Here is a 22,636-nt window from a genome sequence, read left to right as displayed (position 1 = left end):
ATGCCCTTGTAGGAGCGGGTTCACCCGCGAAGAGGCCAGCACAGGCTACAAATACCTTGAACCCCATGCACCACCCCCAGGCTGCTCTTTTGCTTTGCAAGAGAAGACAAATCCCATGACCGCCGAAACCCGTATCCACGAACTGCGTGCCGAGCTCGACCAGCACAACTACCGCTACTACGTGCTCGACGAGCCGAGCGTGCCCGATGCCGAATACGACCGCCTGTTCAACGAACTCAAGGCGCTTGAGGCCGAACACCCGCACCTGGTAACCCCCGACTCGCCCACCCAGCGCGTCGGCGGTACGGCGCTGGCCGCATTCAGCCAGGTACGCCACGAAGTACCCATGCTCAGCCTGGGCAACGCCTTCGAAGAAGCCGACCTGCGCGAGTTCGGTCGCCGGGTGGTGGAAGGCCTCGACCAGCCTGGTGCAGTCGACTACAGCTGCGAACCCAAACTCGACGGCCTGGCCGTGAGCCTGCTCTACCGCGACGGCCAGCTGGTGCAGGGCGCCACCCGCGGCGATGGCACCACTGGCGAAGACATCAGCGCCAACGTGCGCACCGTGCGCAACATCCCGCTCAAGTTGCAAGGCGAGGGCTGGCCGGCGGTGCTGGAAGTGCGTGGCGAGGTATACATGAGCAAGGCCGGTTTCGACCGGCTCAATGCCGCCCAGGCCCAAGCTGGCGGCAAGACCTTCGCCAACCCGCGTAACGCCGCCGCCGGCAGCCTGCGCCAACTGGATTCGAAAATAACCGCCAGCCGCCCATTGGAGTTCTGCTGCTATGGCGTCGGCCAGTTGTCCGAGAGCATCGGCGACAGCCATATCGGCATCCTTGAGCAGCTCAAGGCCTGGGGCATGCCGATCAGCCGCGAGCTCAAGCATGCGGCGGGGATCGAAGAATGCCTGGATTACTACCGCGACATCGGCGAGCGACGCAACAGCCTGCCGTATGAAATCGATGGCGTCGTGTTCAAGGTCAACAGCCTGGCCGCCCAGCGTGAGCTGGGCTTCCGCGCCCGTGAGCCGCGCTGGGCGATTGCCCACAAGTTCCCGGCCATGGAAGAGCTGACCGAGGTGCTGGACGTCGAGTTCCAGGTCGGCCGTACCGGCGCGGTAACCCCGGTGGCGCGCCTGAAGCCGGTCAAGGTGGCGGGTGTGACCGTGTCCAACGCCACCCTGCACAACATGGACGAAATCGCCCGCCTGGGCCTGCGCATTGGCGACACGGTGATCATTCGCCGCGCCGGTGACGTGATCCCGCAGGTGATGCAGGTGGTGCTGGAGCGTCGTCCGGAAGATGCTCGCCCGGTAGCGGTGCCCAGCGAGTGCCCGGTGTGCGGCTCGCAGGTCGAGCGCACCCAACTGGTCAAGCGCAGCAAAGGCAAGGAAACCACCAGCGAAGGTGCGGTGTACCGCTGCGTCGGCCGCCTGGCCTGTGGCGCCCAGCTCAAGCAGGCGATCATTCACTATGTATCGCGGCGTGCCATGGACATCGATGGCCTGGGTGAAAAGAGCGTCGAGCAACTGGTGGACGAAGGCCTGATCGGCTCGCCGGCGGACCTGTACAAGTTGCAGTTCGAGCAGGTAGTTGGCCTGGAAGGCTTCGCCGAGGTGTCTACCCAGAAGCTGCTCGATGCCATTGAAGCCAGCAAGCGCCCGAGCCTGGCGCGCTTCATCTATGCCCTGGGTATCCCGGATGTAGGCGAAGAGACCGCCAAGGTATTGGCCCGCTCGCTGGGCAGCCTGGCGCGCGTGCAGCAGGCATTGCCGCAGGTGTTGACTTACCTGCCGGACATCGGCCTGGAAGTCGCTTACGAGATCCACAACTTCTTCGAAGACGAGCATAACCAGAAGGTGATCCAGCAACTGCTCGATAGCGGCATGCAGCTGCAGGACGAAGGCGAGCTGGCTGCCGAATTCGCCGCCAGCACCACCCTGGCCGGCATGATCGCCAAGCTCGACATCGCCTCGGTCGGTCCGACTGGTGCCGAAAAGCTTGTGGCCAAGCTCGACAGCCTGGACAAGATCATCGCTGCCGACGGCATCGACCTGCGCCAGGCCCTGGCAGCCAAGCAGGCGGATTCGGTGCGCGAGTTCTTCAAGGATGAAGCCAACCAGAAACTGGCGCGGGACATCGAAGCGCAGTTGCTGGCATTCGGCATGCATTGGAGCAGCGAGAAGAAAGTCGCCGAAGGCCTGCCGCTGGCCGGTCAGACCTGGGTGCTGACCGGTACCCTGGAACGCATGAGCCGCGACATTGCCAAGGACAAGCTGGAAAGCCTGGGGGCCAAGGTGGCCGGTTCGGTTTCTGGCAAGACCCACTGCGTGGTGGCAGGGCCGGGGGCAGGGTCGAAGCTGGCCAAGGCCAGCGAATTGGGCGTAAAGGTGCTGGACGAAGATGCCTTCGTCGTCTTCCTGGCCGAGCAGGGCATCACCGTCTAAAAGCTGCCCGGGCTTGCACGGTCAATGTGGAACTGTCTTGCTCAACATTTGAAAAGCCTGCGTGCTCCCTTGTGGGAGCGGCTTCAGCCGCGAACACCGGCAAAGCCGGTGCCATCCACCGCGCCGTCTGCTTCGCGGGTAAACCCGCTCCTACAAGGATCGCGCATCTGCTCAGGCATACGCGATCCTTGTAGGAGCGGGTTCACCCGCGAATACGCCAGCCCTGCCACCCCAACCCGGACAAGTCATTGAGAAATGATGACTTTTTCTCCACCCAGAGGTTGTATCTGCCCCCAAGACCGGTACAATGGCGCCACTCGCTGCTCAGCGAGGCATGTAGTGGTGGCCCCATCGGTCCCCCCGCATTGATTACCCGTTAACCTGGTCAGGCCCGGAAGGGAGCAGCCATAGCGGGAACATCGAGTGCCGGGGTGTGGCTGGTGGGGCCGCCTCCATTTCAGGTCCTTGAATTCTCAAGGCCTAACGTTGTAGCAACGTTCCTTGCTCATCTTCTACGTCGCAATCCTGCTCAAGCATTGGCCAAGCCTCAAACTCGCCTGTTTGCAGTCTCATAGACTTCATCATTTCGTCGAGCTCCCAAGCATAGAATCAGCACTATCTCGCTGCCTTCGATTCTGTAGACGATGCGAATGTCGCCGGTCCGAATGCGACGATGACCTGCGAGTGCTCCCCGAAGCGGTTTGCCGATCTTGTCCGGCTCTCCTTCAACGATCCGCTCTCGGATAACTTTCAGGACCCGTTTTGCCTCGGCCTTGCCTAACAGAACAAGATCTTGCTCGACCTCTGGGTGAAACCGGACGCTCCAAATCATGGGTTCTTGCCTACTTGAAGCGAGCCTCCATGTCCTCAAGGCTCACGGTGGTCTTATCGTCTAGTGTGGCCATGCGTTCAATGGCCAAGAGTTCAGCACGAAGGTCCTCAAGTTCGTCCTGCAGGGCTTGGTAGGCTTCGACTCCCACCAGCACAGCTGCTGGTTCGTTGTCCTTGAAAATCACCAGATGGCTTACGTCGCCGCTGGTAACCTCCTTCAGTTTCGCACTGAAGCCTCGGACCATTGCTGTGGCGGATACTGCCTGTTCAGCGCGGTCTAGGAGTGCACTCATGCGCTTTTGCCTCGACTTGTCAGTAGGTTGGTGTGAGCAATCAGTTTCGATATCAGTATCGATGTCTGAGTCGCTCACGTCGCATTGCATTGCTGAGTATACGTAAAATAGTGCGTAAAACAATGCAAGCTCTGCGGCACTGGATTAGCGGCTCCAGCTAGGGGCGTTCGCTTGCGGTGCCTTGGTGCTTCTCAATGATTACTTTGCCCCTGCTATTTTTGTTGCTCAATGCCCCTGCCGCCGACAGCTTCATCAGCCGCTGGAATTTCGGGCAGGCCAGATGATCTTCCTCAGGGCACTGCGCCGCATGTCGCAAACCTTTGCTCATCGCCTGCAAGCGCCTGATCCGTGCATCCAGTTCATCGGCTTTGTGTAGCAGCTTCTGCCGGTCGACCTGCAAGTCCACCAGCATCGCCCCTACTTCATCCAGCGAGAACCCCGCAGCCTGGCCCAGCGCAATCAGCGCCAGGCGGTCTGCCACATCAGCTGCGAACTGCCGCCGCTGGCCGTGCCCAGCGAGTGATTTGAGCAACCCTTTCTTCTCGTAGTAACGCAGTGTCGAGGCGGGTACACCTGTGCGCTTGGCGACGTCGGCAATATCCATTCCGGGCCCTTGACTTGAAGTTGACTTCAACTTCTATGCTGCGCGGCATGGTGATGACAGTCAATCTACGGGGGATTTTTCAATGACGTTTATTGCGATGTTTTCAGCGGCCTTGCCGATTGGCATCGGTGCCACGGTGGTGATGGACTTGTGGGGGTTGCTGTTGAGGCGGTTGGGTGTTGCCACGTTGAATTTCGCCATGGTCGGGCGTTGGGCCGGGCATTTGCTGCGCGGGTGTGTGCGGCATCAGGCGATTGCCAAAGCCGAACCGGTACGAAATGAACTGGCGTGGGGATGGGGGATTCATTACGCCATCGGCGTGCTATTCGCGATGCTGCTGGTTGCGATCGTGTGGGAGGGCTGGTTGCTGGCGCCTACCTTGTTGCCTGCGGTGGTGGTGGGTATGGCCACGGTTGTGGCACCGTTAGGTTTCATGCAGCCGGCCATGGGGGCGGGGTTCTTTGCGTCGAAGACACCGACGCCTGCGCGTAACTGCGTGAAGAGCCTGGCCACGCATTTTGTGTTTGGTGTGGGGTTGTTCCTGAGTGCGGGTTTGCTGGCTTTTGTATGAGGCAGTGGATCAGCTCAGAGCCAGCGCGCAATCAATACACCAGCTATCAGCATTACTGCTGCAGAGGCGGCGCCGAGGTAGAACAGGAGTACGCCGGTCCACGGTGAAGATGTTCTGAGCTTGCGCAACTCCTCGTTGAGCATCTTGGCTTCACTCTGCGAGTTTTCAGTGGGAGTTTTGGTGGCACGGCGCATTCGCGATTCCTTGTGGCTGGGTGAATGAGAGCTTGGGGCATGATGCCTGCGATGGCGTTGATATTTGCAGGCGCGGTGTGTTTTTAGACGGATCTGACATTCGCCTGAGAAAACTCCTACGGGACAGATAATTGCAGCGAATTATCCTACGATCTGCGTCGACTCCCGTCTGATTGTCCCGGGAAACCCCGCCCACTAGGCTTTTGCGGTCGCTGTCGGTTCAGCGATCGGGTGTGGAAGCCTGGGCGGCACACGGGACAGTTGTCATTTATGGCGGCTGTGCGCGGGAGGTATTCGTACCTGCCGGGTCTACCGTGTGCCTGGTCTTCCACCCCGCGTACAGTTGCCACCCTAATGCGTGGAAGCAGAAGGGAACAACACAGCCAACACGGAGCTGTCATGAAAAAACTGGTCCCCGATCCACCCCACGTTTTCGACCTTCCCCAAGGTAAATCCCTTTCCCGCGCCATCCACGAAGGCATCGTGCCGATGGAGTTTGCGCTGATGAACGTCACCCACTACCTGATGTTTGCCTATAGCGATAGCCGGCGTGCGCTGGAACGTATCGAGGACGAAGAGACGCGGCAGTTGCTGGAGCATGGGTTGCGGGCCATGCAGATTGCCTGGGGGCAGGCGGATGCTGTCAGTCTGGCGTTTGAGCGCAAAGGCCAGTGATTTTGAGCGTGCAATAGAAATCATCAGTGCGCCGCGCAATCCTGTGGGAGCGGCTTTAGCCGCGAAGAATCCAACGCGGCGCATGGCACCGGCTGCGCCGGTGTTCGCGGCTAAAGCCGCTCCCACAGTGATCGCGCCATCTTTGAGGTTATGGGTCAGGGGTCAGGGGCGAGCTACAGAGGTGTTGTCGCCGTAACCCATCCCCCCATACCGCTGCACAATCCGCTCGATCTCCCCCGACTGCTTCATGCGCACCAGCGCCCGCAGCAGCCCTTGGGTCGGTATCGCCGGGTCATTGCGTACCATGCACCCCAGGTCCTGTTCCTCCAGCACTGCCAGCGTCTGCAACTGCCGATCTGCCGGCTGACCTTGATTGAACCACTGCAACGACAGCTGGTTGCTCACCGCATGCCGGTAGCGCCCGGCCTGCAGCTTCTGCAGTACCAGCAACTGGCTGCGGCTGTCCTCGCGGCGCAGCCGGCCTTGGTCCAGCAGCGGTTGCAGGGTCGAGTAGGTGTAGCCCAGCACCGTGCCGATAGCCTGGGGCGGCAGTTGCTCCGGCGGCATCGGTGTGCTGTCGCCGACGCGCCCCACCAGCAGGTCGCGCTGGTGAAGCAGCGGGATGCTCCAGACAAAATCGCCCGGGCGGTCGTTGAACCACTGGGTGCTCACATAGCAGCGCACATCGATATCGCCGCTGTTCATGGCCTCCTGCAAGCGCAGGCGGGCCATGACGTGAAACTCCGGGCGTACGCCGACTTCCCTGGCCATGGCTTGCATCAGGTCGTACACCAGGCCTTCCACCGGCTGGTCGCCTTCGATGCGCACCAGTGGCATGCCCCAGCTTTCGGCGACAGAAAAACGCAGCACGGGCTGCTCAGCCAGGCTGGAGGTGGTCCAGAGCAGCAACAGGGCCAGCAGTGTTCGCAATGGCAGTCCTCCCTGGATAGCGCCAGTATCAAAGCTTAGACGACTCGCGCAGGGTGCAATTTTGCCCCCGCTCCGCTAGCATTAGCGATCTTCCGCTCGATCAGGCTACGATGGTTTTTCGATGAGTTATCAGGTTCTTGCACGTAAATGGCGTCCGCGCTCGTTCCGCGAAATGGTCGGCCAGACCCATGTGCTCAAGGCCTTGATCAATGCCTTGGACAACCAGCGCCTGCACCACGCCTACCTGTTCACCGGTACCCGCGGCGTGGGCAAGACCACTATCGCCCGTATCATCGCCAAGTGCCTGAACTGCGAAACCGGCATCACCTCCACGCCATGCGGCACCTGTTCGGTGTGCCGGGAGATCGACGAGGGCCGCTTCGTCGACCTGATCGAGATCGACGCCGCCAGCCGCACCAAGGTCGAAGACACCCGCGAACTGCTCGACAACGTGCAGTACGCCCCAAGCCGTGGGCGCTTCAAGGTCTACCTGATCGACGAAGTGCACATGCTCTCGACCCACTCGTTCAACGCCTTGCTGAAGACGCTGGAAGAGCCGCCGCCCTACGTCAAGTTCATCCTCGCCACCACCGACCCGCAGAAGCTGCCGGCCACCATCCTGTCGCGTTGCTTGCAGTTCTCGCTGAAGAACATGAGCCCGGAGCGGGTAGTGGAGCACCTCAGCCACGTGCTGGCCGCTGAAAACGTGCCTTTCGAGGCCGATGCCCTGTGGTTGCTGGGCCGCGCCGCTGACGGCTCGATGCGTGATGCCATGAGCCTGACCGACCAGGCCATCGCCTTTGGTGAGGGCAAGGTAATGGCCGCCGATGTGCGGGCCATGCTTGGCAGCCTTGATCATGGCCAGGTCTATGGTGTGCTGCAGGCGCTGCTTGAAGGCGATGCCCGAGCCTTGCTGGAGGCCGTGCGCAACCTGGCCGAGCAGGGGCCGGACTGGGCTGGTGTGCTGGCCGAGATGCTCAACGTGCTACACCGTGTGGCCATTGCCCAGGCGCTGCCGGAGGCCGTGGACAACGGCCAGGGCGATCGTGACCGGGTGCTGGCGCTGGCCCAGGCGCTGCCGGCCGAGGACGTGCAGTTCTATTACCAGATGGGCCTGATCGGCCGTCGCGATTTGCCCTTGGCGCCGGACCCGCGTGGCGGCTTTGAAATGGTCCTGCTGCGCATGCTGGCGTTCCGCCCGGCCGACACTGACGACGCGCCGAAACCGGTGCTAAAGCCAGTGGGGATCAGCCAGGCCACAGCTGATCCTGCGATGCCGGTGGCAGCACCGGCGGTTGCCGTGGCGCCGCCCCCTGTCGAGGCTGCGGCGCCTGAAGCTGCGGTGGCTGCCCCGCAACTGGTGGTGCCCCCGCCTGCGACGGTCGACCATGAGCCGGAGCTGGAACCCGACACTGAGCTGAAGGCCGAAATCGAGGCCATCTCGATCCCCGAGCCAGTTGCCGAGGTCGTCGACCTGCCATGGGAAGATCCGGTGGCGGCAGTTGAGCCTGCGCCCGTCCAGCCTGTGGCAGAGCAGGCGGCAGCCCCGCAGCCAGCGCCTGTGATGCATGATGCGCCACCGTTCGACCCGTCGGCCTACGCTGCCGTAGGCATGGACCGCGACGACGAGCCGCCGCTGGACGACGACTATTACGACGGTGAAAGCGACCCGGTCGGTTTCAGCTACCTGGACGAGCTGGCCGAGCACGTTCAGGAAGAGGCGCCCAAGCCTGCAGCCGAACCGCTGCCGGCAGCCAAGCCGGCCACGGGTCTTGCCCTGCAATGGCTGGAATTATTCCCGCAGTTGCCTGTGTCCGGGATGACAGGCAACATCGCGGCAAACTGTACGCTGATTGCCGCCGAGGGCGACGACTGGCTGCTGCACCTGGACCCTGGCCAGGGCGCGCTGTTCAACGCCACCCAGCAGCGGCGCCTGAACGAGGCGCTCAATCAGCACCTGGGGCGCACGCTGAACCTGCGTATCGAGCTGATCCTGCCCGAGCAGGAAACCCCGGCCCAGGCAGCGTCGCGCAAGCGTGCCGAGCGCCAGCAGGACGCCGTCACCTCGATCGAGCAGGATCCGTTGATCCAGCAGATGATCAAGTTGTTCGGTGCCAAGGTGCGGCAGGATACTATTGAGCCTGTAGAAGCCCTGACCCATCAGGGCCAGTAACGGATAACCATGCGGCCGGCCCGGTGCCGGGCCGCATCACATGACCCAATCGAGGTATACCCCCATGATGAAAGGTGGCATGGCCGGCCTGATGAAGCAGGCCCAGCAGATGCAGGAAAAGATGCAGAAGATGCAGGAAGAGCTGGCCAACGCCGAAGTCACCGGCCAGTCCGGTGGCGGCCTGGTGAGCGTGGTGATGACCGGTCGTCACGACGTCAAGCGCGTCAGCATCGACCAGAGCCTGATGTCGACTGAAGAAGACGACAAGGAAGTGCTGGAAGACCTGATCGCCGCTGCGTTGAACGACGCCGTGCGCAAGGTCGAGCAGAGCAGCCAGGAGAAAATGGGCGGCATGACCGCTGGCATGCAGCTGCCGCCGGGCTTCAAGATGCCGTTCTAAGGCATTGCGCTACCGAAACCGCCGCTGACAACAGCGGCGGTTTTTTTGTGCGTACTCGCCGCCGCTGTGGTCATTATTCTTGAACCCGACGCGGTCCCTGTAGGAGCGGCCTTGTGTCGCGATAGGGCTGCAAAGCAGCCCCAGCAACTTATGCTGCGAAGCTGCAATCCTGGGGCCGCTGCGCGCCCCATCGCGACACAAGGCCGCTCCTACACGGACGGCGTAGGGCCAGAGGTGGATTTGACGCCACCGCCCCCGCTGGGTATAAACCGCCTCTTATTGAATTGTCAGGCCTTCCCCATGAGCTTCAGCCCCCTCATCCGCCAACTGATCGACGGCCTGCGCATCCTGCCAGGTGTCGGTCAGAAAACCGCCCAGCGCATGGCCCTGCAGTTGCTTGAGCGTGACCGCAGCGGCGGCCTGCGCCTGGCCCAGGCTTTGACCCAGGCCATGGAAGGGGTCGGGCATTGCCGCCAATGCCGCACCCTCACCGAGCAGGAGCTGTGCCCGCAGTGCGCCGACCCGCGCCGTGACGACACCCAGCTGTGCGTGGTCGAGGGGCCGACCGATGTGTATGCCGTGGAGCAGACCGGCTACCGTGGCCGTTACTTCGTGCTCAAGGGCCACCTGTCGCCGCTGGACGGCCTGGGGCCGGAGGCAATCGGCATTCCGCAGCTGATGGCGCGCATCGAAGAGCAGGGCACCTTTACCGAAGTGATCCTGGCGACCAACCCGACGGTGGAAGGCGAGGCGACGGCGCATTACATAGCGCAGTTGCTGAACGAGAAGGGGCTGGTGGCTTCGCGGATTGCCCATGGCGTACCGCTGGGGGGCGAGCTGGAGATGGTGGATGGTGGGACTTTGGCCCATGCCTTTGCCGGGCGGCGGCCGATTTCGCTCTGATCCGGAATTGTTGGGGCCCTGTGGGAGCGGGTTTACCCGCGAACACCGGCGCAGCCGGTGCCATATACCGCGTTGGGTTCTTCGCGGGTTAACCCGCTCCCACAGGTTCAGCGTTGCCCCGGAATGCTCAATACTCGCTGAGGGAAAACTCGGTCAGGCAGAAGGTAGGCACCCCAGTCGCCTGCAACCGGCGCGACCCGTCCAGCTCGGGCAAATCAATGATCGCCGCCGCCTCGAACACCTGCGCCCCGGTGCGGCGTACCAGGTTGGCCGCCGCCAGCAGGGTACCGCCAGTGGCGATCAGGTCATCGAAGATCAGCACCGAGTCGCCTTCACACAGGCTGTCGGCATGCACTTCCAGGAAGGCTTCGCCGTACTCGGTCTGGTAACCCTCGCTCAGCACGTCAGCCGGCAGCTTGCCTTGCTTGCGGAACAGGATCAGTGGCTTGTTCAGCTGGTGGGCAATGATCGAGCCGATCAAAAAGCCACGCGCGTCCATTGCACCAATGTGGCTGAACTCAGCCTCGACATAGCGCTCGATGAACTGGTCGGCCACATAGCGCAGCCCGCGCGGCGACTGGAACAGCGGGGTGATGTCGCGGAAGATCACGCCCGGTTTGGGGAAGTCCACCACCGGGCGGATCAGGGCTTTGAGGTCGAAGGCGTCGCTGTGCATTGTTGCGGGTATCCTGGGGAAACGAATGCCCAAGTATACCCGCTAAATACCGGCCTCAGGCCTCGATTGCACCACCGGCCAGCGCACACAGCTGGATCGGGTCGAGGATGTGCACTTCCTTGCCTTCTGCGCGCAACAGGCCGTTTTGCTGGAAGCGGGTGAATACCCGTGACACGGTTTCCACCGCCAGGCCCAGATAATTGCCGATTTCGTTGCGCGACATGCTCAGGCGGAACTGGTTGGCCGAATAGCCACGGGCGCGGAAGCGTGCCGACAGGTTGACGAGGAAGGTGGCAATGCGTTCGTCGGCGGTCTTCTTCGACAGCAACAGCATCATTTGTTGGTCGTCGCGGATTTCCCGGCTCATTACCCGCATCAGCTGGCGGCGCAGCTGTGGCAGTTGTACCGACAGCTCGTCCAGGCGCTCGAAGGGGATCTCGCAGACCGAGGTGGTTTCCTGCGCCTGGGCCGATACCGGGTAGGCTTCGGTGTCCATGCCCGACAGGCCGACCAGCTCGCTGGGCAGGTGGAAGCCGGTGATCTGCTCTTCGCCGCTGTCGCTGAGGCTGAAGGTTTTCAGGGCGCCGGAACGTACTGCGTAGACCGAGCCGAAATTGTCACCCTGGCGGAACAGGAACTCGCCTTTTTTCAGTGGGCGCCCCCGTTTGACGATTTCATCCAGTGCATCCATGTCTTCCAGGTTCAGCGAAAGAGGCAGGCACAGGGGGGCCAGGCTGCAATCCTTGCAGTGGGCCTGGTTGTGTGGGCGCAGTTTGACTGGCTCGGACATTTGAATCGATCCTTGTGGGAAAGCACACATAAGTCGTAAGGGTAACTCACGACACAGGGTGTAGGCCAGTGTGCGCGATGATGGTGCGCGCTGGCGAAACCCCGGCAGGCGGCCTGCCGGGAGTCCTTGTACGCCCATAGTGTGCCTGGCCAGGAGGCTTGTCCATGCGGTTGAACGCCTCGGTGCTCAGATCACCCGCGAGAAACGCTGGCGGTTCTGCATGGCCAGGTAGGCGTCGAACACCATGCACACCGAGCGCGCCAGCAGGCGGCCGGCCGGGAGGATGCGGATGCCCTTGTCGTCCAGGCTGATCAGGCCGTCGCGCTGCAAGGTCAGCAGTTCGGGCCAGAGGTCGTTGAAGTAGCCACGGAAATCAATCGTGAAGGCCTGTTCGATCGGCTCGAAATCCAGCTCGAAATGGCAGATCAACTGCTGGATCACCGCCCGGCGTATGCGGTCGTCAGCGTTGCAGACCAGGCCGCGCTGGGTGGCCAGCTGGGCGTTGGACAGGCTGTCCTGGTAGGTGTTGAGGTCGCTGCTGTTCTGGCAGTACAGGTCGCCGATCTGGCTGATGGCCGACACACCCAGGCCAATCAGGTCGCAGTGCCCGTGGGTGGTGTAGCCCTGGAAGTTGCGCTGCAGGGTGCCTTCTTCCTGGGCGATGGCCAGTTCGTCGTCGGGCAGGGCGAAGTGGTCCATGCCGATGTAGCGGTAGCCGGCGGCGGTCAGCTGGTCGATGGTGGCGTGCAGCATCTCCAGCTTGGCGGCCGCGCTGGGCAGGTCGTTGCTGTCGATGCGCCGCTGCGGCATGAAGCGTTCGGGCAGGTGCGCGTAGTTGAACACCGACAGGCGGTCGGGTTGCAGGCGGATCACTTCATCGACGGTGCGGGCAAAGCCTTCCGGGGTTTGCTTGGGCAGGCCGTAGATCAGGTCGAGGTTGACCGAGCGGAACTGCAAGGTGCGCGCTGCCTCGATCAGGGTGCGGGTTTGCTCCAGGCTCTGCAGGCGGTTGACCGCGCGCTGTACGGCCGGGTCAAGGTCCTGCACGCCCAGGCTGATGCGGTTGAAGCCCAGCTCGCGCAACAGGCCCATGGTCGACCAGTCGGCCTCTCGCGGGTCGAGCTCGATGCCGTAGTCGCCGGAATCATCGTCCAGCAAGTGGAAGTGCTGGCGCAGGGTGGCCATCAGCTGGCGCAACTCTACATGGCTGAGGAAGGTGGGTGTACCGCCGCCGAAATGCAGCTGTTCAACACGCTGTTTAGGGTCCAGGTGGCAGGCGACCAGCTGGATTTCCTGCTCCAGGCGCTGCAGGTATGGCGCGGCACGGGCGCGGTCCTTGGTGATGACCTTGTTGCAGGCGCAGTAGTAGCAGATGTTGGCGCAGAACGGCACATGCACGTAAAGCGACAGCGGGCGCACCGCCCGACGGCTCTCGCGCAGGGCGTGGAGCAGGTCGAACGAGCCCACCTCGCTGTGCAGTTGCACGGCGGTCGGGTAGGAGGTGTAGCGTGGCCCGGCGAGATCGTAGCGGCGGATCAGGTCGGTATCCCAACGAATGTCGTCGAGCATGTGGGCGGTCCCCGGAAAGAGCAGCAGTGCTCCGGAGTCTATGGGCGTCTGTAGGAATCTGTGTTGATTTGTATCAAGCGCCAAGCCGCGAGCTGCAAGCTGCAAGCAAAGCAGATCGGCTTCATCTTGTAGCTTGTAGCTTGTAGCTTGTAGCTTGTAGCTTGTAGCTTGTAGCTCTCAATGTCCCATCAACCAGTGCTGGTGCGGTCCGGGCATGGTCCAGATACCAAACAGCATCACCAGCACCCCGCCAGCCACCCGCACACTGCGCCGTCTCAACAAAGCGTTTACCCGTTCAGCCGCCAATCCGGTCGCCAGCAGCACCGGCCAGGTCCCCACCCCGAACGCCAGCATCAACGCCGTGCTGTACCCGGCATTGCCCTGGCTGGCGGCCCACAACAATGTGCTGTACACCAACCCGCACGGCAGCCACCCCCACAAGGCCCCCAGCAGCAACGCGCGGGGCAGGCTGGACACCGGCAGCAAGCGTGACGCCACTGGCTGTATATGCCGCCACAGCCCGCGCCCGAGCGCCTCGATACGGGTCAGCCCGCTCCACCAGCCGGCCAGGTACAGGCCCATGGCAATCAACAGCAGCGCCGCCACAACCCGCAGTGCCAGCGCTGCCGGGCTGCTGGCCACGGCCCAGCCGGCCAGGCCCAGCAGCAGGCCGGCGCAGGCATAGCTGAAAATGCGCCCAAGGTTGTACGCCAGCAGCAGGCGCAGGCGCCTGCCGCGTTGTTCGGGGGGGATGGCCAGGGTCAGTGCGCCCATCAGGCCGCCGCACATGCCCAGGCAGTGGCCGCCGCCAAGCAGGCCAAGGATCAGTGCCGAGCCCAGCAGGGGAAGCAGGTCAGGCACGGGGCGGGGGTTCCTTGTCGGCTTCGGCCGGGGTGTCGTCTGGTTTTACTGCCGCCTGGTGGCGCGGGTCCTGGTCGTCGAACAGGATGCTGTGGGCGGGGCCGTCAAGGTCGTCGTACTGGCCGCTGTCCACTGCCCAGAAGAAAATGTACACGGCCACGCCGACCAGCAGCAGGGCTGCGGGGATCATGACATAGAGGGCGGGCATGGTGACTTCCTCCCGGGCTGGGGTGCTTCGGTTTTCGCCAGGGCCGTGGCCTGCGGCATGCGGGTCAGGCGCAGGGCATTGAGCACCACGATCAGCGAGCTGACCGACATGCCGATGGCGGCCCACACCGGGGTGATCCAGCCGAGCGCGGCAAACGGCAACATCAGGCCATTATACAGGGTCGCCCACAGCAGGTTCTCGAGGATGTTGCGGCGGGTACGCCGGGCCAGTTCAAAGGCCTGCACCAGCGCCTGCAGGCGGTTGGACAGCAGCACGGCGTCGGCGCTGGTCTTGGCAAGGTCCGTGGCGCTGCCCATGGCGATACTGATGTCGGCTGCGGCCAGCACGGGCACGTCGTTGACCCCGTCGCCAAGCATCAGCACCTTGCGCCCCTCGGCTTGCAGGGCCTTCAGCCGGTCCAGCTTGTCGTCCGGGCGCAGGCCGCCAATGGCCTGGTCAATGCCCAGTTGCGCAGCCACTTCGGCCACCATCGGCGAACTGTCGCCCGACAGCAGCAGGGTACGCCAGCCGCGCGCCGTGCAGGCGGCAAGCAGGGCCGGGGCGTCGTCGCGCAGGCGGTCGTCCAGGCCGAACCAGGCCATGGGCCCCTGGCGGTCGCCCAGCAGCAGCCACTGGCCGCGAGGTTCGGGCACGGCAGGGATTTCTGCGCCGCTCAGGGCGCAGACGAAGGTGGCCTGGCCAATGCGCAGGCGCTGGCCGTCAACCAGCCCTTCCAGGCCAAGGCCGGGCACGGTCTGCACATCTTCGGCTGGCGTGGCGGTGCGGCCGAATGCCCGGGCGATGGGGTGTTCGGAGCGGTTTTCCAGTGCGGCGGCCAGGGCCAGGCAGCGGTCGGCGGCCTGGCTGCCGAGCGGGCGGATGCTACGCAAGGTCAGGCGGCCTTCGGTCAGCGTGCCGGTTTTGTCGAAAATGACCGTGTCGATCTGGTTCAGGCCTTCCAGCACATGGCCGCGGGTGACCAGCAGCCCGAGCTTGTGCAGGGTGCCGGTGGCCGCGGTCAGTGCGGTTGGCGTCGCCAGCGACAGCGCACAGGGGCAGGTTGCCACCAGCATCGCCAGCACGATCCAGAATGCCCGGGTCGGGTCCAGGTGCCACCACCACAGGCCGATGGCGACGGCGGCCAACAGCGAGAACAGCAAGAACCACTGCGATGCGCGGTCGGCGATTTCTGCCAGGCGTGGTTTTTCGGTCTGGGCGCGCTCCAGCAGGCGGACGATGGCCGACAGCCGTGAGTCCTGGCCAAGGGCTTCGACTTCCACATTCAGCGTGCTTTCGACGTTCAGCGTACCGCCAGTGACCCGTTCGCCCACCCGCCGTGGTTGTGGCAGGTATTCGCCGGTCAGCAGCGACTCATCGACGCTGGAGCGGCCTTCGACGATGCGCCCGTCGGCGGGGATGACCGCGCCAGGCAGCACTTGCACAGTGTCGCCGCAGTGCAGCTCACTGAGCAGGATACGCTCACTGCGGCCGATGGCGTCCAGGCGCAGGCACGACGCCGGCAGCAGGTTGACCAGTTGCGCGGTGGCCGCCGCCGTGCGCTCACGGGCGCGGCGTTCCAGGTAGCGACCGGTGAGCAGGAACAGGGCGAACATGCCCACGGTGTCGAAATACAGTTCGCCGCTGCCGGTGATGGCGGTCCAGATGCCGGCGCCGAAGGCCAGGCCGATGGCCAGCGACACCGAAACGTCCATGGTCAGGTGGCGCGTGCGCAGGTCGCGTGCCGCGCCCTTGAAGAACGGCGCACAGCTGTAGAACACGATGGGGATGGTCAGGAACAGCGCCACCCAGCGCAGGATGGTGTGCAGCTCGGGTGACAGGTCGATGTTGAATTCCGGCCAGGTCGCCATGGTTGCCATCATGGCCTGGAACCACAACAGCCCGGCTACGCCCAGGCGGCGCAGGGCGCTGCGGTTTTCCCGGGCCAGCTGTTCGGCGGCCTGGTCGGGCTGGTAGGGGTGGGCGGCGTAGCCGATCTGGCGCAGCTCGGCGAGCAGGCGCGACAGCGGCAGTTGCCTGTCCTCCCAATTCAACAGCAGGCGGTGGTTGGACAGGTTCAGGCGTGCCTCGGCGACGCCGGGCAGGTTGCGCAGGTGCTTTTCGATCAGCCAGCCGCAGGCGGCGCAGCTGATGCCTTCGACCAGCAGGGTGGCCTCGGCCAGCTCGCCCTGGTGGCGGACGAAGGTTTGCTGGACATCGCTGCGGTCGTACAGGGCCAGTTCGTCCTGCAGCTGTTTGGGCAGGGCTTCGGGGTTGGCGCTGTTATCGCTGCGGTGCTGGTAGTAATGCTCCAGGCCGCCGGCAACGATCGACTCGGCCACCGCCTGGCAGCCGGGGCAGCAGAACTGCCGGGGCTGGCCGAGGACCACGGCGGTGAAGCGGCCGCCGGCAGGGACGGGCAGGGCGCAGTGGTAGCAGGGGGTGGGTTGGGTCATCACATCATTGCCTTACACATATCGGCCTGCGGGGTGAGGTACCTGTGGGAGCGGGTTCACCCGCGAATACGTCAGATCAGGCAATGATGTTTTCAGGGCTGACGCATTCGCGGGTAAACCCGCTCCCACAGGGGCGGTAGTGGTTCGGTTATTGGTGTTCGGCGCCTTGAAGGGCTTCATCACCCAGCTGCAAGGTCACGCCATGCTCGACCTTCTCCTCCTCGAACAGCCGCCACACCTGGCCACCTTCACTGCCCAGCAGCTCAACGAAACGCCGCCCGTCAACCTTGTCTTCCAGCTGCCCCACATAACGCCCGGTCTCAACCCGGCTCAGCACCACCTTGCGGTCCTTGTCCGGCTGGGTGGGCGAAATCAGGTTCAGTTCCAGGCTCTGCGGGTCGCTGCTGCCGGCCAGGCGCAGGTCCACTTCGCCGGTCAGCTCGTCCAGGTGCACACTGGCCTTCAGGCCCAGGTTCTGCGCCAGCAGCTCACGGTCCAGCGAGCGGTTGATGCCCTTGCCGGCCTCGTAGTAGTTGTCGTTCACCAGGTTGTCCGGGTTGCTGACGGCGATGCTGACCATGCTCAGGCTCAGGCACACCGAGGTGGTCAGGATACCGATGATGATCCAGGGCCAGAGGTGCTTGTACCAGGGGTCGGCGGCGGTGGCAGGCATTGTGCGTTATCTCTCTCAGCGGATCTGTGGGCCGATGAAGCGGCTCTTGGCTTCGACCTGGGCGTCACTGTCGTCGGCGCTTTTCAGGATGAAGGTGATTTCGTTGGTGGTCGATGGCAGTTTCTCGGGGGCAACCGACAGCTGCACCGGCAGGCTGACGATATCACCGGCGGCCACGCGAATCTCGCGCTGGCCCTCAAGCTTGAGGTCTGGCAGGCCGGCGGCGTCCAGCACGTACACATGGTCGCGCTGGTCCTTGTTCATGACCTTCAGGCTGTACACGTTCTCGATTCGGCCCTGGGCGTTCTCGCGGTACAGCACGCGGTCCTTGCTGACGTCGAAGCCGACCAGCGAACGGGTGGCGAAAGCGGTGGCCAGGCCGATCATCATCACCAGCAGCACGGCGGCATAGCCGATCAGGCGCGGGCGCAGCATGTGGGTCTTCTGCCCGGACAGGTTGTGTTCGGTGGTGTAGCTGATCAGCCCTTTGGGGTAGTTCATCTTGTCCATGATGCTGTCGCAGGCGTCGATGCAGGCGGCGCAGCCGATGCACTCGATCTGCAGGCCGTCGCGGATGTCGATGCCGGTGGGGCAGACCTGCACACACATGGTGCAGTCGATGCAGTCACCCAGGCCCTGGGCCTTGTAGTCGGCGTCTTTCTTGCGCGGGCCACGGGTTTCGCCGCGGCGCGGGTCGTACGAGACAATCAGCGTGTCCTTGTCGAACATCACGCTCTGGAAACGGGCGTAAGGGCACATGTACACGCACACCTGCTCGCGCAGCCAGCCGGCGTTGCCATAGGTGGCGAGGGTGAAGAACCCGACCCAGAAATAGGCCCAGCCATCGGCCTGGCCTGTGAAGAATTCGATGACCAGTTCACGGATCGGCGAGAAGTAGCCGACAAAGGTCATGCCGGTGACGAAGCCGATCAGCAGCCACAGGCTGTGCTTGGCGAACTTGCGCAGGAACTTGTTGCCGCTCATGGGCGCCTTGTCGAGCTTCATGCGCTGGTTGCGGTCACCCTCGGTGACTTTTTCGCACCACATGAAAATCCACGTCCACACGCTTTGCGGGCAGGTGTAGCCACACCACACCCGGCCGGCATAAACGGTGACGAAGAACAGGCCGAAGGCGGCGACAATGAGGATGCCCGAGAGCAGGATGAAGTCCTGCGGCCAGATGGTGGCGCCGAAGATGTAGAACTTGCGTTCTGGCAGGTTCCACCAGACGGCCTGGTGGCCCCCCCAGTTCAGCCAGACGGTGCCGAAGTACAGCAGGAACAGCACTGCACCGCCGACCATGCGCAGGCGACGGAACAGGCCGGTGAAAGCGCGGGTGTAGATTTTTTCGCGGGAGGCGTAGAGGTCGACGGAATCCTTCCCTTTGTTGGCAGGCGGGGTGACGTCATGTACCGGAATTTGCTTGCTCATCATCAAGTCCCACGGCAGTGGAGAAACGCCGCGGCCAGTGCGTGCCGGCCGCAGTCTCGCGCAATCTGCTAGCGCTCTGCGGTCCATGATACGCCGCTGATGGCGGTATGGGATCGCGATGCGACCTTTTGTCGCGTTGGGTTTGGGGTGTTAAACGTGTTATGGCGGGTGTCAATTGATCCAGGTCAGCAGGTGGTGCATTTGCTGGCCTCTTCGCGGGTGAACCCGCTCCCACAGGTTCACCCATTGCGTCAGGACCTGTGCGATCACTGTGGGAGCGGGTTTACCCGCGAAGAGGCCAGGCCTGCCTTACTCAGTCTTGGCTTGCTCCTGGTCCTTGTGCGACAGGCTATAAACATAAGCCGCCAGCAAGTGCACCTTGTCATTTCCCTGCAGCTGTTCCTGGGCCGGCATCTGCCCTTGGCGGCCATAACGAATGGTCTGCTGCAACTGGGCAAAGCTCGAACCGTAGATGAACGCCTGCGGGTGGGTCAGGTTCGGCGCGCCCATGGCCGGCGTGCCTTTGCCTTCCGGCCCGTGGCAGGCCACGCAGTTGGCGGCGAAGATCTTCTGCCCGTTTTCGGCATCGGCCTTGGCGCCTTCCGGCAGCGTGCGGCCATCCAGCTTGCTGACCACGAACGCCGCCACGTCAGCCACACCCTGGTCACCGATGACCTCGGCCCAGGCCGGCATCACGCCATGGCGGCCACCCATGATGGTGGTCTTGATGGTGTCCGGCTCGCCGCCCCAGCGCCAGTCGTTGTCGGTCAGGTTGGGGAAGCCGAAGGCACCCTTGGCGTCGGAGCCGTGGCACACCGAGCAGTTCGAGGCGAACAGCCGCGCGCCCATTTTCAGTGCTTGCGGGTCCTTGGCCACTTCTTCGATAGGCATGGCGGCGAACTTGGCGAAGATCGGCCCGAAACGGGCGTCGGCCTTGGCCATTTCCTTTTCCCACTCGTGCACGCCGGTCCAGCCTGGCTGGCCGTTGGAAAACTCGGTCTGCTTGTCGTTATCCAAGTACGAATAGCCGGGCAGGATGCCTTTCCAGTTGCCCAGGCCCGGGTACAGCACCAGGTAGCCGAGGGCGAAGACGATGGTGCCGACGAACAGCCAGAACCACCATTTCGGCAGCGGGTTGTCGTACTCCTCGATGCCATCGAAGGCATGCCCGACGGTTTCGTCGGTGACCTCTTCGCGCTGGCCCTTGCGGGTCGACAGCAGCAGCCAGGTCAACGAGAAGATGGTGCCCAGGGTCAGGACGGTAACGTACAGACTCCAGAAGGTTGTCATTGTTGTTTGCTCCCAGAAGCTTTTGCTTGCTCGACGTGCCTGCTGGCCTCGGGGTCATCCGCGAAGGGCAGTTGGGTCGCTTCGTCGAAGTCCTTTTTACGCCGTGGGTTGAACACCCACAGCGCCAGGCCCACGAAGGCCACCATCACCACGACGGTGCCCAGGCCGCGAATCATCCCGATATCCATCAGCGTCACCGTTTGCTCTTGATGATGGTGCCAAGACCCTGCAGGTACGCGACGATGGCGTCCATTTCGGTCTTGCCCTTGACCGCGTCACGGGCGCCGGCAATGTCGGCGTCGGTGTACGGCGTGCCGAGTGTGCGCAGCACTTCCATCTTCTTCGCGGTGTCCTTGCCGTCGAGCTTGTTCTCGACCAGCCACGGGTAGGACGGCATCTTCGATTCCGGTACCACGTTGCGCGGGTTGTACAGGTGCGCGCGGTGCCAGTCATCGGAGTAGCGGCCACCGACCCGGGCCAGGTCCGGCCCGGTGCGCTTGGAGCCCCACAGGAACGGGTGGTCCCATACACTTTCGCCGGCCACCGAGTAATGGCCATAGCGCTCGGTTTCGGCGCGGAACGGGCGGATCATCTGCGAGTGGCAGCCCACGCAGCCTTCGCGGATGTAGATGTCGCGGCCTTCCAGCTCCAGTGCGGTGCGCGGCTTCATGCCTTCGACCGGCTTGTTGGTGACGTCCTGGAAAAACAGCGGGACGATCTGGGTCAGGCCACCGACGCTCACGGCGATGACCATGAAGAAGGCCAGCAGGCCTATGTTCTTCTCGACGGCTTCATGCTTCATCAGTGCGCTCCCACAACGACGATCTTGGCGGCTTCCTCAGCCTGTACCGGGTTGGCGGCACGTACGGTACGGAACACGTTGTAGGCCATCAGCAGCATGCCGCTGGCGAAGAACGCACCGCCCAGGGCGCGGACGATATAGCCAGGGTGGCTGGCTTGCAGGGCTTCGACGAACGAGTAGGTGAGGGTGCCGTCATCGTTGATGGCGCGCCACATCAGGCCCTGGGTGATGCCGTTGACCCACATCGAGGCGATGTACAGCACGGTACCGATGGTGGCCAGCCAGAAGTGCGCGTTGATCAGGCCGACGCTGTGCATCTGCTCGCGGCCATACAGGCGCGGGATCATGTGGTACACCGCACCGATCGAGATCATCGCCACCCAGCCGAGGGCACCGGCGTGAACGTGGCCGATGGTCCAGTCGGTGTAGTGCGACAGCGAGTTGACGGTCTTGATCGCCATCATCGGGCCTTCGAAGGTGGACATGCCGTAGAACGCCAGCGACACCACCAAAAAGCGCAGGATCGGGTCGGTGCGCAGTTTGTGCCAGGCGCCGGACAGGGTCATCATGCCGTTGATCATGCCGCCCCAGCTGGGTGCCAGGAGGATGATCGACATCACCATGCCCAGCGACTGCGCCCAGTCAGGCAGAGCGGTGTAGTGCAGGTGGTGCGGGCCGGCCCAGATGTACAGGGTGATCAGCGCCCAGAAGTGCACGATCGACAGGCGATACGAGTAGATCGGCCGCTCGGCCTGCTTGGGCACGAAGTAGTACATCATCCCCAGGAAACCGGTGGTGAGGAAGAAGCCCACGGCGTTGTGGCCGTACCACCACTGGATCATCGCATCGGTGGCACCGGCGTAGGCCGAGTACGACTTGAACAGGCTCACCGGCAGCGAGATGTGGTTGACGATGTGCAGCATCGCGGTAACCACGATGAAGGCGCCGTAGAACCAGTTGCCGACATAGATGTGCTTGGTCTTGCGCTTGACGATGGTGCCGAAGAACACCAGCCCGTAGGTGACCCAGACGATGGCCAGCAGAATCGCCAGCGGCCACTCGAGCTCGGCGTATTCCTTGGTGGTGGTGTAGCCCATCGGCAGGGTGATCAGTGCGCCGACGATTACCGCCTGCCAACCCCAGAAGGTGAAGGCGGCCATGCTGTCGGAGATCAGCCGGGTCTGGCAGGTGCGCTGCACCACGTAGTAGCTGGTGCCGAACAGCGCACAGCCCCCGAAGGCGAAGATCACCAGGTTGGTGTGCAGCGGGCGCAGGCGGCCGAAGCTGGTCCAGGGCAGGTCCAGGTTCAGTTGCGGCCACACCAGCTGCGAGGCGATGAAGACGCCGAGGCCCATGCCAAGGATCCCCCAGACCACCGTCATGATGGCGAACTGGCGGACGACCTTATAGTTATAAGCAGTCGGACTGATTGCTGTGCTCATTCTAAGGTTCCACGGTTTTGATGTTCTTGTTGGTCGAAAAATCGGCGCCAGTATTGATAACCAGCCGGGTTACCGCAACGCAACTTTGGTACGCCGACCCGTGTCCGGGCCCGTTCACTGATGTCCCGCAGTGATCGGGTCCGAACGATTGTACACAAATAAATATTTGTAATGTGTACCGTTTTTCATCTTTTTCTGATCGATCGGTCAGGCTTTTTCAGGGAGCGGCGACAGGCCATGCGCCGCGTCTGCATCGGTGCTTGCGCAGCGATGCCCGCTGAGGCAACAAGCTTAGTTCTGTTCGGAGGGGGTGCAAGGGAGGGGTGGAGCGGGGGGAAGGGCTGCTATGCAGCCCATTCGCGGGGGGGCCCCCCCCCCCCGGGGGGGGGGGGGGCGCGCGGGGGGGGGGGGGGGGGGGGGG

Annotated in this window: 23 protein-coding genes and 1 other RNA gene; 7 read left to right on the top strand and 17 right to left on the bottom strand. The window is 63.2% G+C overall.

Annotated elements, in window-relative coordinates; translation table 11 throughout:
* The first annotated feature begins 115 nt into the window (after positions 1-115).
* Positions 116-2,446 carry an NAD-dependent DNA ligase LigA gene (gene ligA / locus IAE39_RS02595; protein WP_201199108.1) on the top strand — a complete coding sequence of 777 codons (2,331 nt, stop codon included), beginning with the start codon at positions 116-118 and terminating at the stop codon, positions 2,444-2,446.
* Between the two features lie 349 nt (positions 2,447-2,795).
* Positions 2,796-2,892, top strand: an RNA gene (ffs, locus tag IAE39_RS02590) — signal recognition particle sRNA small type.
* Positions 2,893-2,993: 101 nt separating this feature from the next.
* Here the strand turns inward: ffs and IAE39_RS02585 are convergent.
* From IAE39_RS02585 to IAE39_RS02575, 3 genes are all read right to left on the bottom strand, one after another.
* A complete protein-coding gene (locus IAE39_RS02585; protein WP_201199106.1) occupies positions 2,994-3,278 on the bottom strand; it encodes a type II toxin-antitoxin system RelE family toxin in 285 nt (94 codons plus the stop codon).
* A gap of 10 nt (positions 3,279-3,288) precedes the next feature.
* The gene (locus tag IAE39_RS02580) at positions 3,289-3,522 is read right to left on the bottom strand and encodes a type II toxin-antitoxin system Phd/YefM family antitoxin (protein WP_201199331.1); all 234 of its coding nucleotides are present in this window, start codon (positions 3,520-3,522) and stop codon (positions 3,289-3,291) included.
* Between the two features lie 205 nt (positions 3,523-3,727).
* The gene (locus IAE39_RS02575) at positions 3,728-4,174 is read right to left on the bottom strand and encodes a helix-turn-helix domain-containing protein (protein ID WP_201199104.1); all 447 of its coding nucleotides are present in this window, start codon (positions 4,172-4,174) and stop codon (positions 3,728-3,730) included.
* Between the two features lie 82 nt (positions 4,175-4,256).
* Between IAE39_RS02575 and IAE39_RS02570 the strand changes: the two genes are divergently transcribed.
* Entirely contained in the window at positions 4,257-4,745 is a 489-nt protein-coding gene (locus IAE39_RS02570) for a DUF2938 domain-containing protein (RefSeq protein WP_201199102.1), read from the top strand.
* Positions 4,746-4,759: 14 nt separating this feature from the next.
* On the opposite strand, the gene IAE39_RS02565 is transcribed toward IAE39_RS02570, so the two are convergent.
* Complete coding sequence (locus IAE39_RS02565) at positions 4,760-4,939, bottom strand: hypothetical protein (protein WP_201199100.1); 180 nt, start codon at positions 4,937-4,939, stop codon at positions 4,760-4,762.
* A gap of 399 nt (positions 4,940-5,338) precedes the next feature.
* Between IAE39_RS02565 and IAE39_RS02560 the strand changes: the two genes are divergently transcribed.
* Positions 5,339-5,614, top strand: coding sequence for a hypothetical protein (locus IAE39_RS02560; RefSeq protein ID WP_201199098.1), 276 nt, complete (start codon positions 5,339-5,341; stop codon positions 5,612-5,614).
* 162 nt (positions 5,615-5,776) lie between these two features.
* On the opposite strand, the gene IAE39_RS02555 is transcribed toward IAE39_RS02560, so the two are convergent.
* The gene (locus tag IAE39_RS02555; protein WP_201199096.1) at positions 5,777-6,544 is read right to left on the bottom strand and encodes a substrate-binding periplasmic protein; all 768 of its coding nucleotides are present in this window, start codon (positions 6,542-6,544) and stop codon (positions 5,777-5,779) included.
* A 121-nt stretch (positions 6,545-6,665) separates the two neighbouring features.
* On the opposite strand from IAE39_RS02555, the gene dnaX reads away from it, so the two are divergent.
* From dnaX to recR, 3 genes are all read left to right on the top strand, one after another.
* Positions 6,666-8,717 carry a DNA polymerase III subunit gamma/tau gene (gene dnaX / locus IAE39_RS02550; protein ID WP_201199094.1) on the top strand — a complete coding sequence of 684 codons (2,052 nt, stop codon included), beginning with the start codon at positions 6,666-6,668 and terminating at the stop codon, positions 8,715-8,717.
* A 64-nt stretch (positions 8,718-8,781) separates the two neighbouring features.
* The gene (locus IAE39_RS02545) at positions 8,782-9,117 is read left to right on the top strand and encodes a YbaB/EbfC family nucleoid-associated protein (RefSeq protein WP_201199092.1); all 336 of its coding nucleotides are present in this window, start codon (positions 8,782-8,784) and stop codon (positions 9,115-9,117) included.
* Positions 9,118-9,417: 300 nt separating this feature from the next.
* Complete coding sequence (recR, locus tag IAE39_RS02540) at positions 9,418-10,020, top strand: recombination mediator RecR (RefSeq protein WP_201199090.1); 603 nt, start codon at positions 9,418-9,420, stop codon at positions 10,018-10,020.
* 127 nt (positions 10,021-10,147) lie between these two features.
* Here the strand turns inward: recR and IAE39_RS02535 are convergent, their stop codons facing one another.
* The 12 genes from IAE39_RS02535 to ccoN form a co-directional block, all read right to left on the bottom strand.
* A complete protein-coding gene (locus IAE39_RS02535; protein WP_201199088.1) occupies positions 10,148-10,696 on the bottom strand; it encodes an adenine phosphoribosyltransferase in 549 nt (182 codons plus the stop codon).
* A gap of 55 nt (positions 10,697-10,751) precedes the next feature.
* The gene (gene fnrA, locus IAE39_RS02530) at positions 10,752-11,486 is read right to left on the bottom strand and encodes a Crp/Fnr family transcriptional regulator FnrA (RefSeq protein WP_012273416.1); all 735 of its coding nucleotides are present in this window, start codon (positions 11,484-11,486) and stop codon (positions 10,752-10,754) included.
* A 186-nt stretch (positions 11,487-11,672) separates the two neighbouring features.
* The gene (hemN, locus tag IAE39_RS02525) at positions 11,673-13,055 is read right to left on the bottom strand and encodes an oxygen-independent coproporphyrinogen III oxidase (RefSeq protein WP_201199086.1); all 1,383 of its coding nucleotides are present in this window, start codon (positions 13,053-13,055) and stop codon (positions 11,673-11,675) included.
* A gap of 177 nt (positions 13,056-13,232) precedes the next feature.
* The gene (locus tag IAE39_RS02520) at positions 13,233-13,916 is read right to left on the bottom strand and encodes a sulfite exporter TauE/SafE family protein (RefSeq protein WP_201199084.1); all 684 of its coding nucleotides are present in this window, start codon (positions 13,914-13,916) and stop codon (positions 13,233-13,235) included.
* Complete coding sequence (gene ccoS / locus IAE39_RS02515) at positions 13,909-14,124, bottom strand: cbb3-type cytochrome oxidase assembly protein CcoS (RefSeq protein ID WP_201199081.1); 216 nt, start codon at positions 14,122-14,124, stop codon at positions 13,909-13,911. The genes IAE39_RS02520 and ccoS overlap by 8 nt, the downstream gene beginning before the upstream one ends.
* A complete protein-coding gene (locus IAE39_RS02510) occupies positions 14,103-16,577 on the bottom strand; it encodes a heavy metal translocating P-type ATPase (RefSeq protein ID WP_201199074.1) in 2,475 nt (824 codons plus the stop codon). Before IAE39_RS02510 ends, ccoS begins: the two co-directional genes overlap by 22 nt.
* A 148-nt stretch (positions 16,578-16,725) precedes the next feature.
* The gene (locus IAE39_RS02505; protein ID WP_201199072.1) at positions 16,726-17,250 is read right to left on the bottom strand and encodes a FixH family protein; all 525 of its coding nucleotides are present in this window, start codon (positions 17,248-17,250) and stop codon (positions 16,726-16,728) included.
* Positions 17,251-17,265: 15 nt separating this feature from the next.
* A complete protein-coding gene (gene ccoG, locus IAE39_RS02500) occupies positions 17,266-18,681 on the bottom strand; it encodes a cytochrome c oxidase accessory protein CcoG (RefSeq protein WP_201199070.1) in 1,416 nt (471 codons plus the stop codon).
* Positions 18,682-18,990: 309 nt separating this feature from the next.
* Positions 18,991-19,971 carry a cytochrome-c oxidase, cbb3-type subunit III gene (gene ccoP / locus IAE39_RS02495; protein WP_201199069.1) on the bottom strand — a complete coding sequence of 327 codons (981 nt, stop codon included), beginning with the start codon at positions 19,969-19,971 and terminating at the stop codon, positions 18,991-18,993.
* Positions 19,968-20,159: a CcoQ/FixQ family Cbb3-type cytochrome c oxidase assembly chaperone gene (locus IAE39_RS02490; protein ID WP_056801413.1), complete on the bottom strand. Its 192-nt coding sequence runs from the start codon at positions 20,157-20,159 to the stop codon at positions 19,968-19,970. The genes ccoP and IAE39_RS02490 overlap by 4 nt, the downstream gene beginning before the upstream one ends.
* Positions 20,160-20,164: 5 nt before the next feature.
* Positions 20,165-20,773, bottom strand: coding sequence for a cytochrome-c oxidase, cbb3-type subunit II (gene ccoO / locus IAE39_RS02485; RefSeq protein ID WP_003254286.1), 609 nt, complete (start codon positions 20,771-20,773; stop codon positions 20,165-20,167).
* Complete coding sequence (gene ccoN / locus IAE39_RS02480) at positions 20,773-22,215, bottom strand: cytochrome-c oxidase, cbb3-type subunit I (RefSeq protein WP_201199068.1); 1,443 nt, start codon at positions 22,213-22,215, stop codon at positions 20,773-20,775. The genes ccoO and ccoN overlap by 1 nt, the downstream gene beginning before the upstream one ends.
* Positions 22,216-22,636: the final 421 nt, after the last annotated feature.

The organism is Pseudomonas sp. S37, from assembly GCF_016658545.1.
Classification (GTDB): Bacteria; Pseudomonadota; Gammaproteobacteria; order Pseudomonadales; family Pseudomonadaceae; genus Aquipseudomonas.
Note: the sequence above shows the minus strand (reverse complement) of the source record. Positions and strands in the feature narration are given on the sequence as shown.

Coding starts and splice junctions, on each gene's coding strand:
- IAE39_RS02575 (WP_201199104.1), bottom strand. CDS start 4,174: ATGGATATTGCCGACGTCGCCAAGCGCACAGGTGTACCCGCCTCGACA.
- ccoO (WP_003254286.1), bottom strand. CDS start 20,773: ATGAAGCATGAAGCCGTCGAGAAGAACATAGGCCTGCTGGCCTTCTTC.
- ccoN (WP_201199068.1), bottom strand. CDS start 22,215: ATGAGCACAGCAATCAGTCCGACTGCTTATAACTATAAGGTCGTCCGC.
- IAE39_RS02535 (WP_201199088.1), bottom strand. CDS start 10,696: ATGCACAGCGACGCCTTCGACCTCAAAGCCCTGATCCGCCCGGTGGTG.
- ccoS (WP_201199081.1), bottom strand. CDS start 14,124: ATGCCCGCCCTCTATGTCATGATCCCCGCAGCCCTGCTGCTGGTCGGC.
- IAE39_RS02560 (WP_201199098.1), top strand. CDS start 5,339: ATGAAAAAACTGGTCCCCGATCCACCCCACGTTTTCGACCTTCCCCAA.
- hemN (WP_201199086.1), bottom strand. CDS start 13,055: ATGCTCGACGACATTCGTTGGGATACCGACCTGATCCGCCGCTACGAT.
- recR (WP_201199090.1), top strand. CDS start 9,418: ATGAGCTTCAGCCCCCTCATCCGCCAACTGATCGACGGCCTGCGCATC.
- ccoG (WP_201199070.1), bottom strand. CDS start 18,681: ATGAGCAAGCAAATTCCGGTACATGACGTCACCCCGCCTGCCAACAAA.
- ligA (WP_201199108.1), top strand. CDS start 116: ATGACCGCCGAAACCCGTATCCACGAACTGCGTGCCGAGCTCGACCAG.
- fnrA (WP_012273416.1), bottom strand. CDS start 11,486: ATGTCCGAGCCAGTCAAACTGCGCCCACACAACCAGGCCCACTGCAAG.
- IAE39_RS02585 (WP_201199106.1), bottom strand. CDS start 3,278: ATGATTTGGAGCGTCCGGTTTCACCCAGAGGTCGAGCAAGATCTTGTT.
- IAE39_RS02490 (WP_056801413.1), bottom strand. CDS start 20,159: ATGGATATCGGGATGATTCGCGGCCTGGGCACCGTCGTGGTGATGGTG.
- ccoP (WP_201199069.1), bottom strand. CDS start 19,971: ATGACAACCTTCTGGAGTCTGTACGTTACCGTCCTGACCCTGGGCACC.
- IAE39_RS02545 (WP_201199092.1), top strand. CDS start 8,782: ATGATGAAAGGTGGCATGGCCGGCCTGATGAAGCAGGCCCAGCAGATG.
- IAE39_RS02565 (WP_201199100.1), bottom strand. CDS start 4,939: ATGCGCCGTGCCACCAAAACTCCCACTGAAAACTCGCAGAGTGAAGCC.
- IAE39_RS02570 (WP_201199102.1), top strand. CDS start 4,257: ATGACGTTTATTGCGATGTTTTCAGCGGCCTTGCCGATTGGCATCGGT.
- IAE39_RS02580 (WP_201199331.1), bottom strand. CDS start 3,522: ATGGTCCGAGGCTTCAGTGCGAAACTGAAGGAGGTTACCAGCGGCGAC.
- IAE39_RS02505 (WP_201199072.1), bottom strand. CDS start 17,250: ATGCCTGCCACCGCCGCCGACCCCTGGTACAAGCACCTCTGGCCCTGG.
- IAE39_RS02510 (WP_201199074.1), bottom strand. CDS start 16,577: ATGACCCAACCCACCCCCTGCTACCACTGCGCCCTGCCCGTCCCTGCC.
- dnaX (WP_201199094.1), top strand. CDS start 6,666: ATGAGTTATCAGGTTCTTGCACGTAAATGGCGTCCGCGCTCGTTCCGC.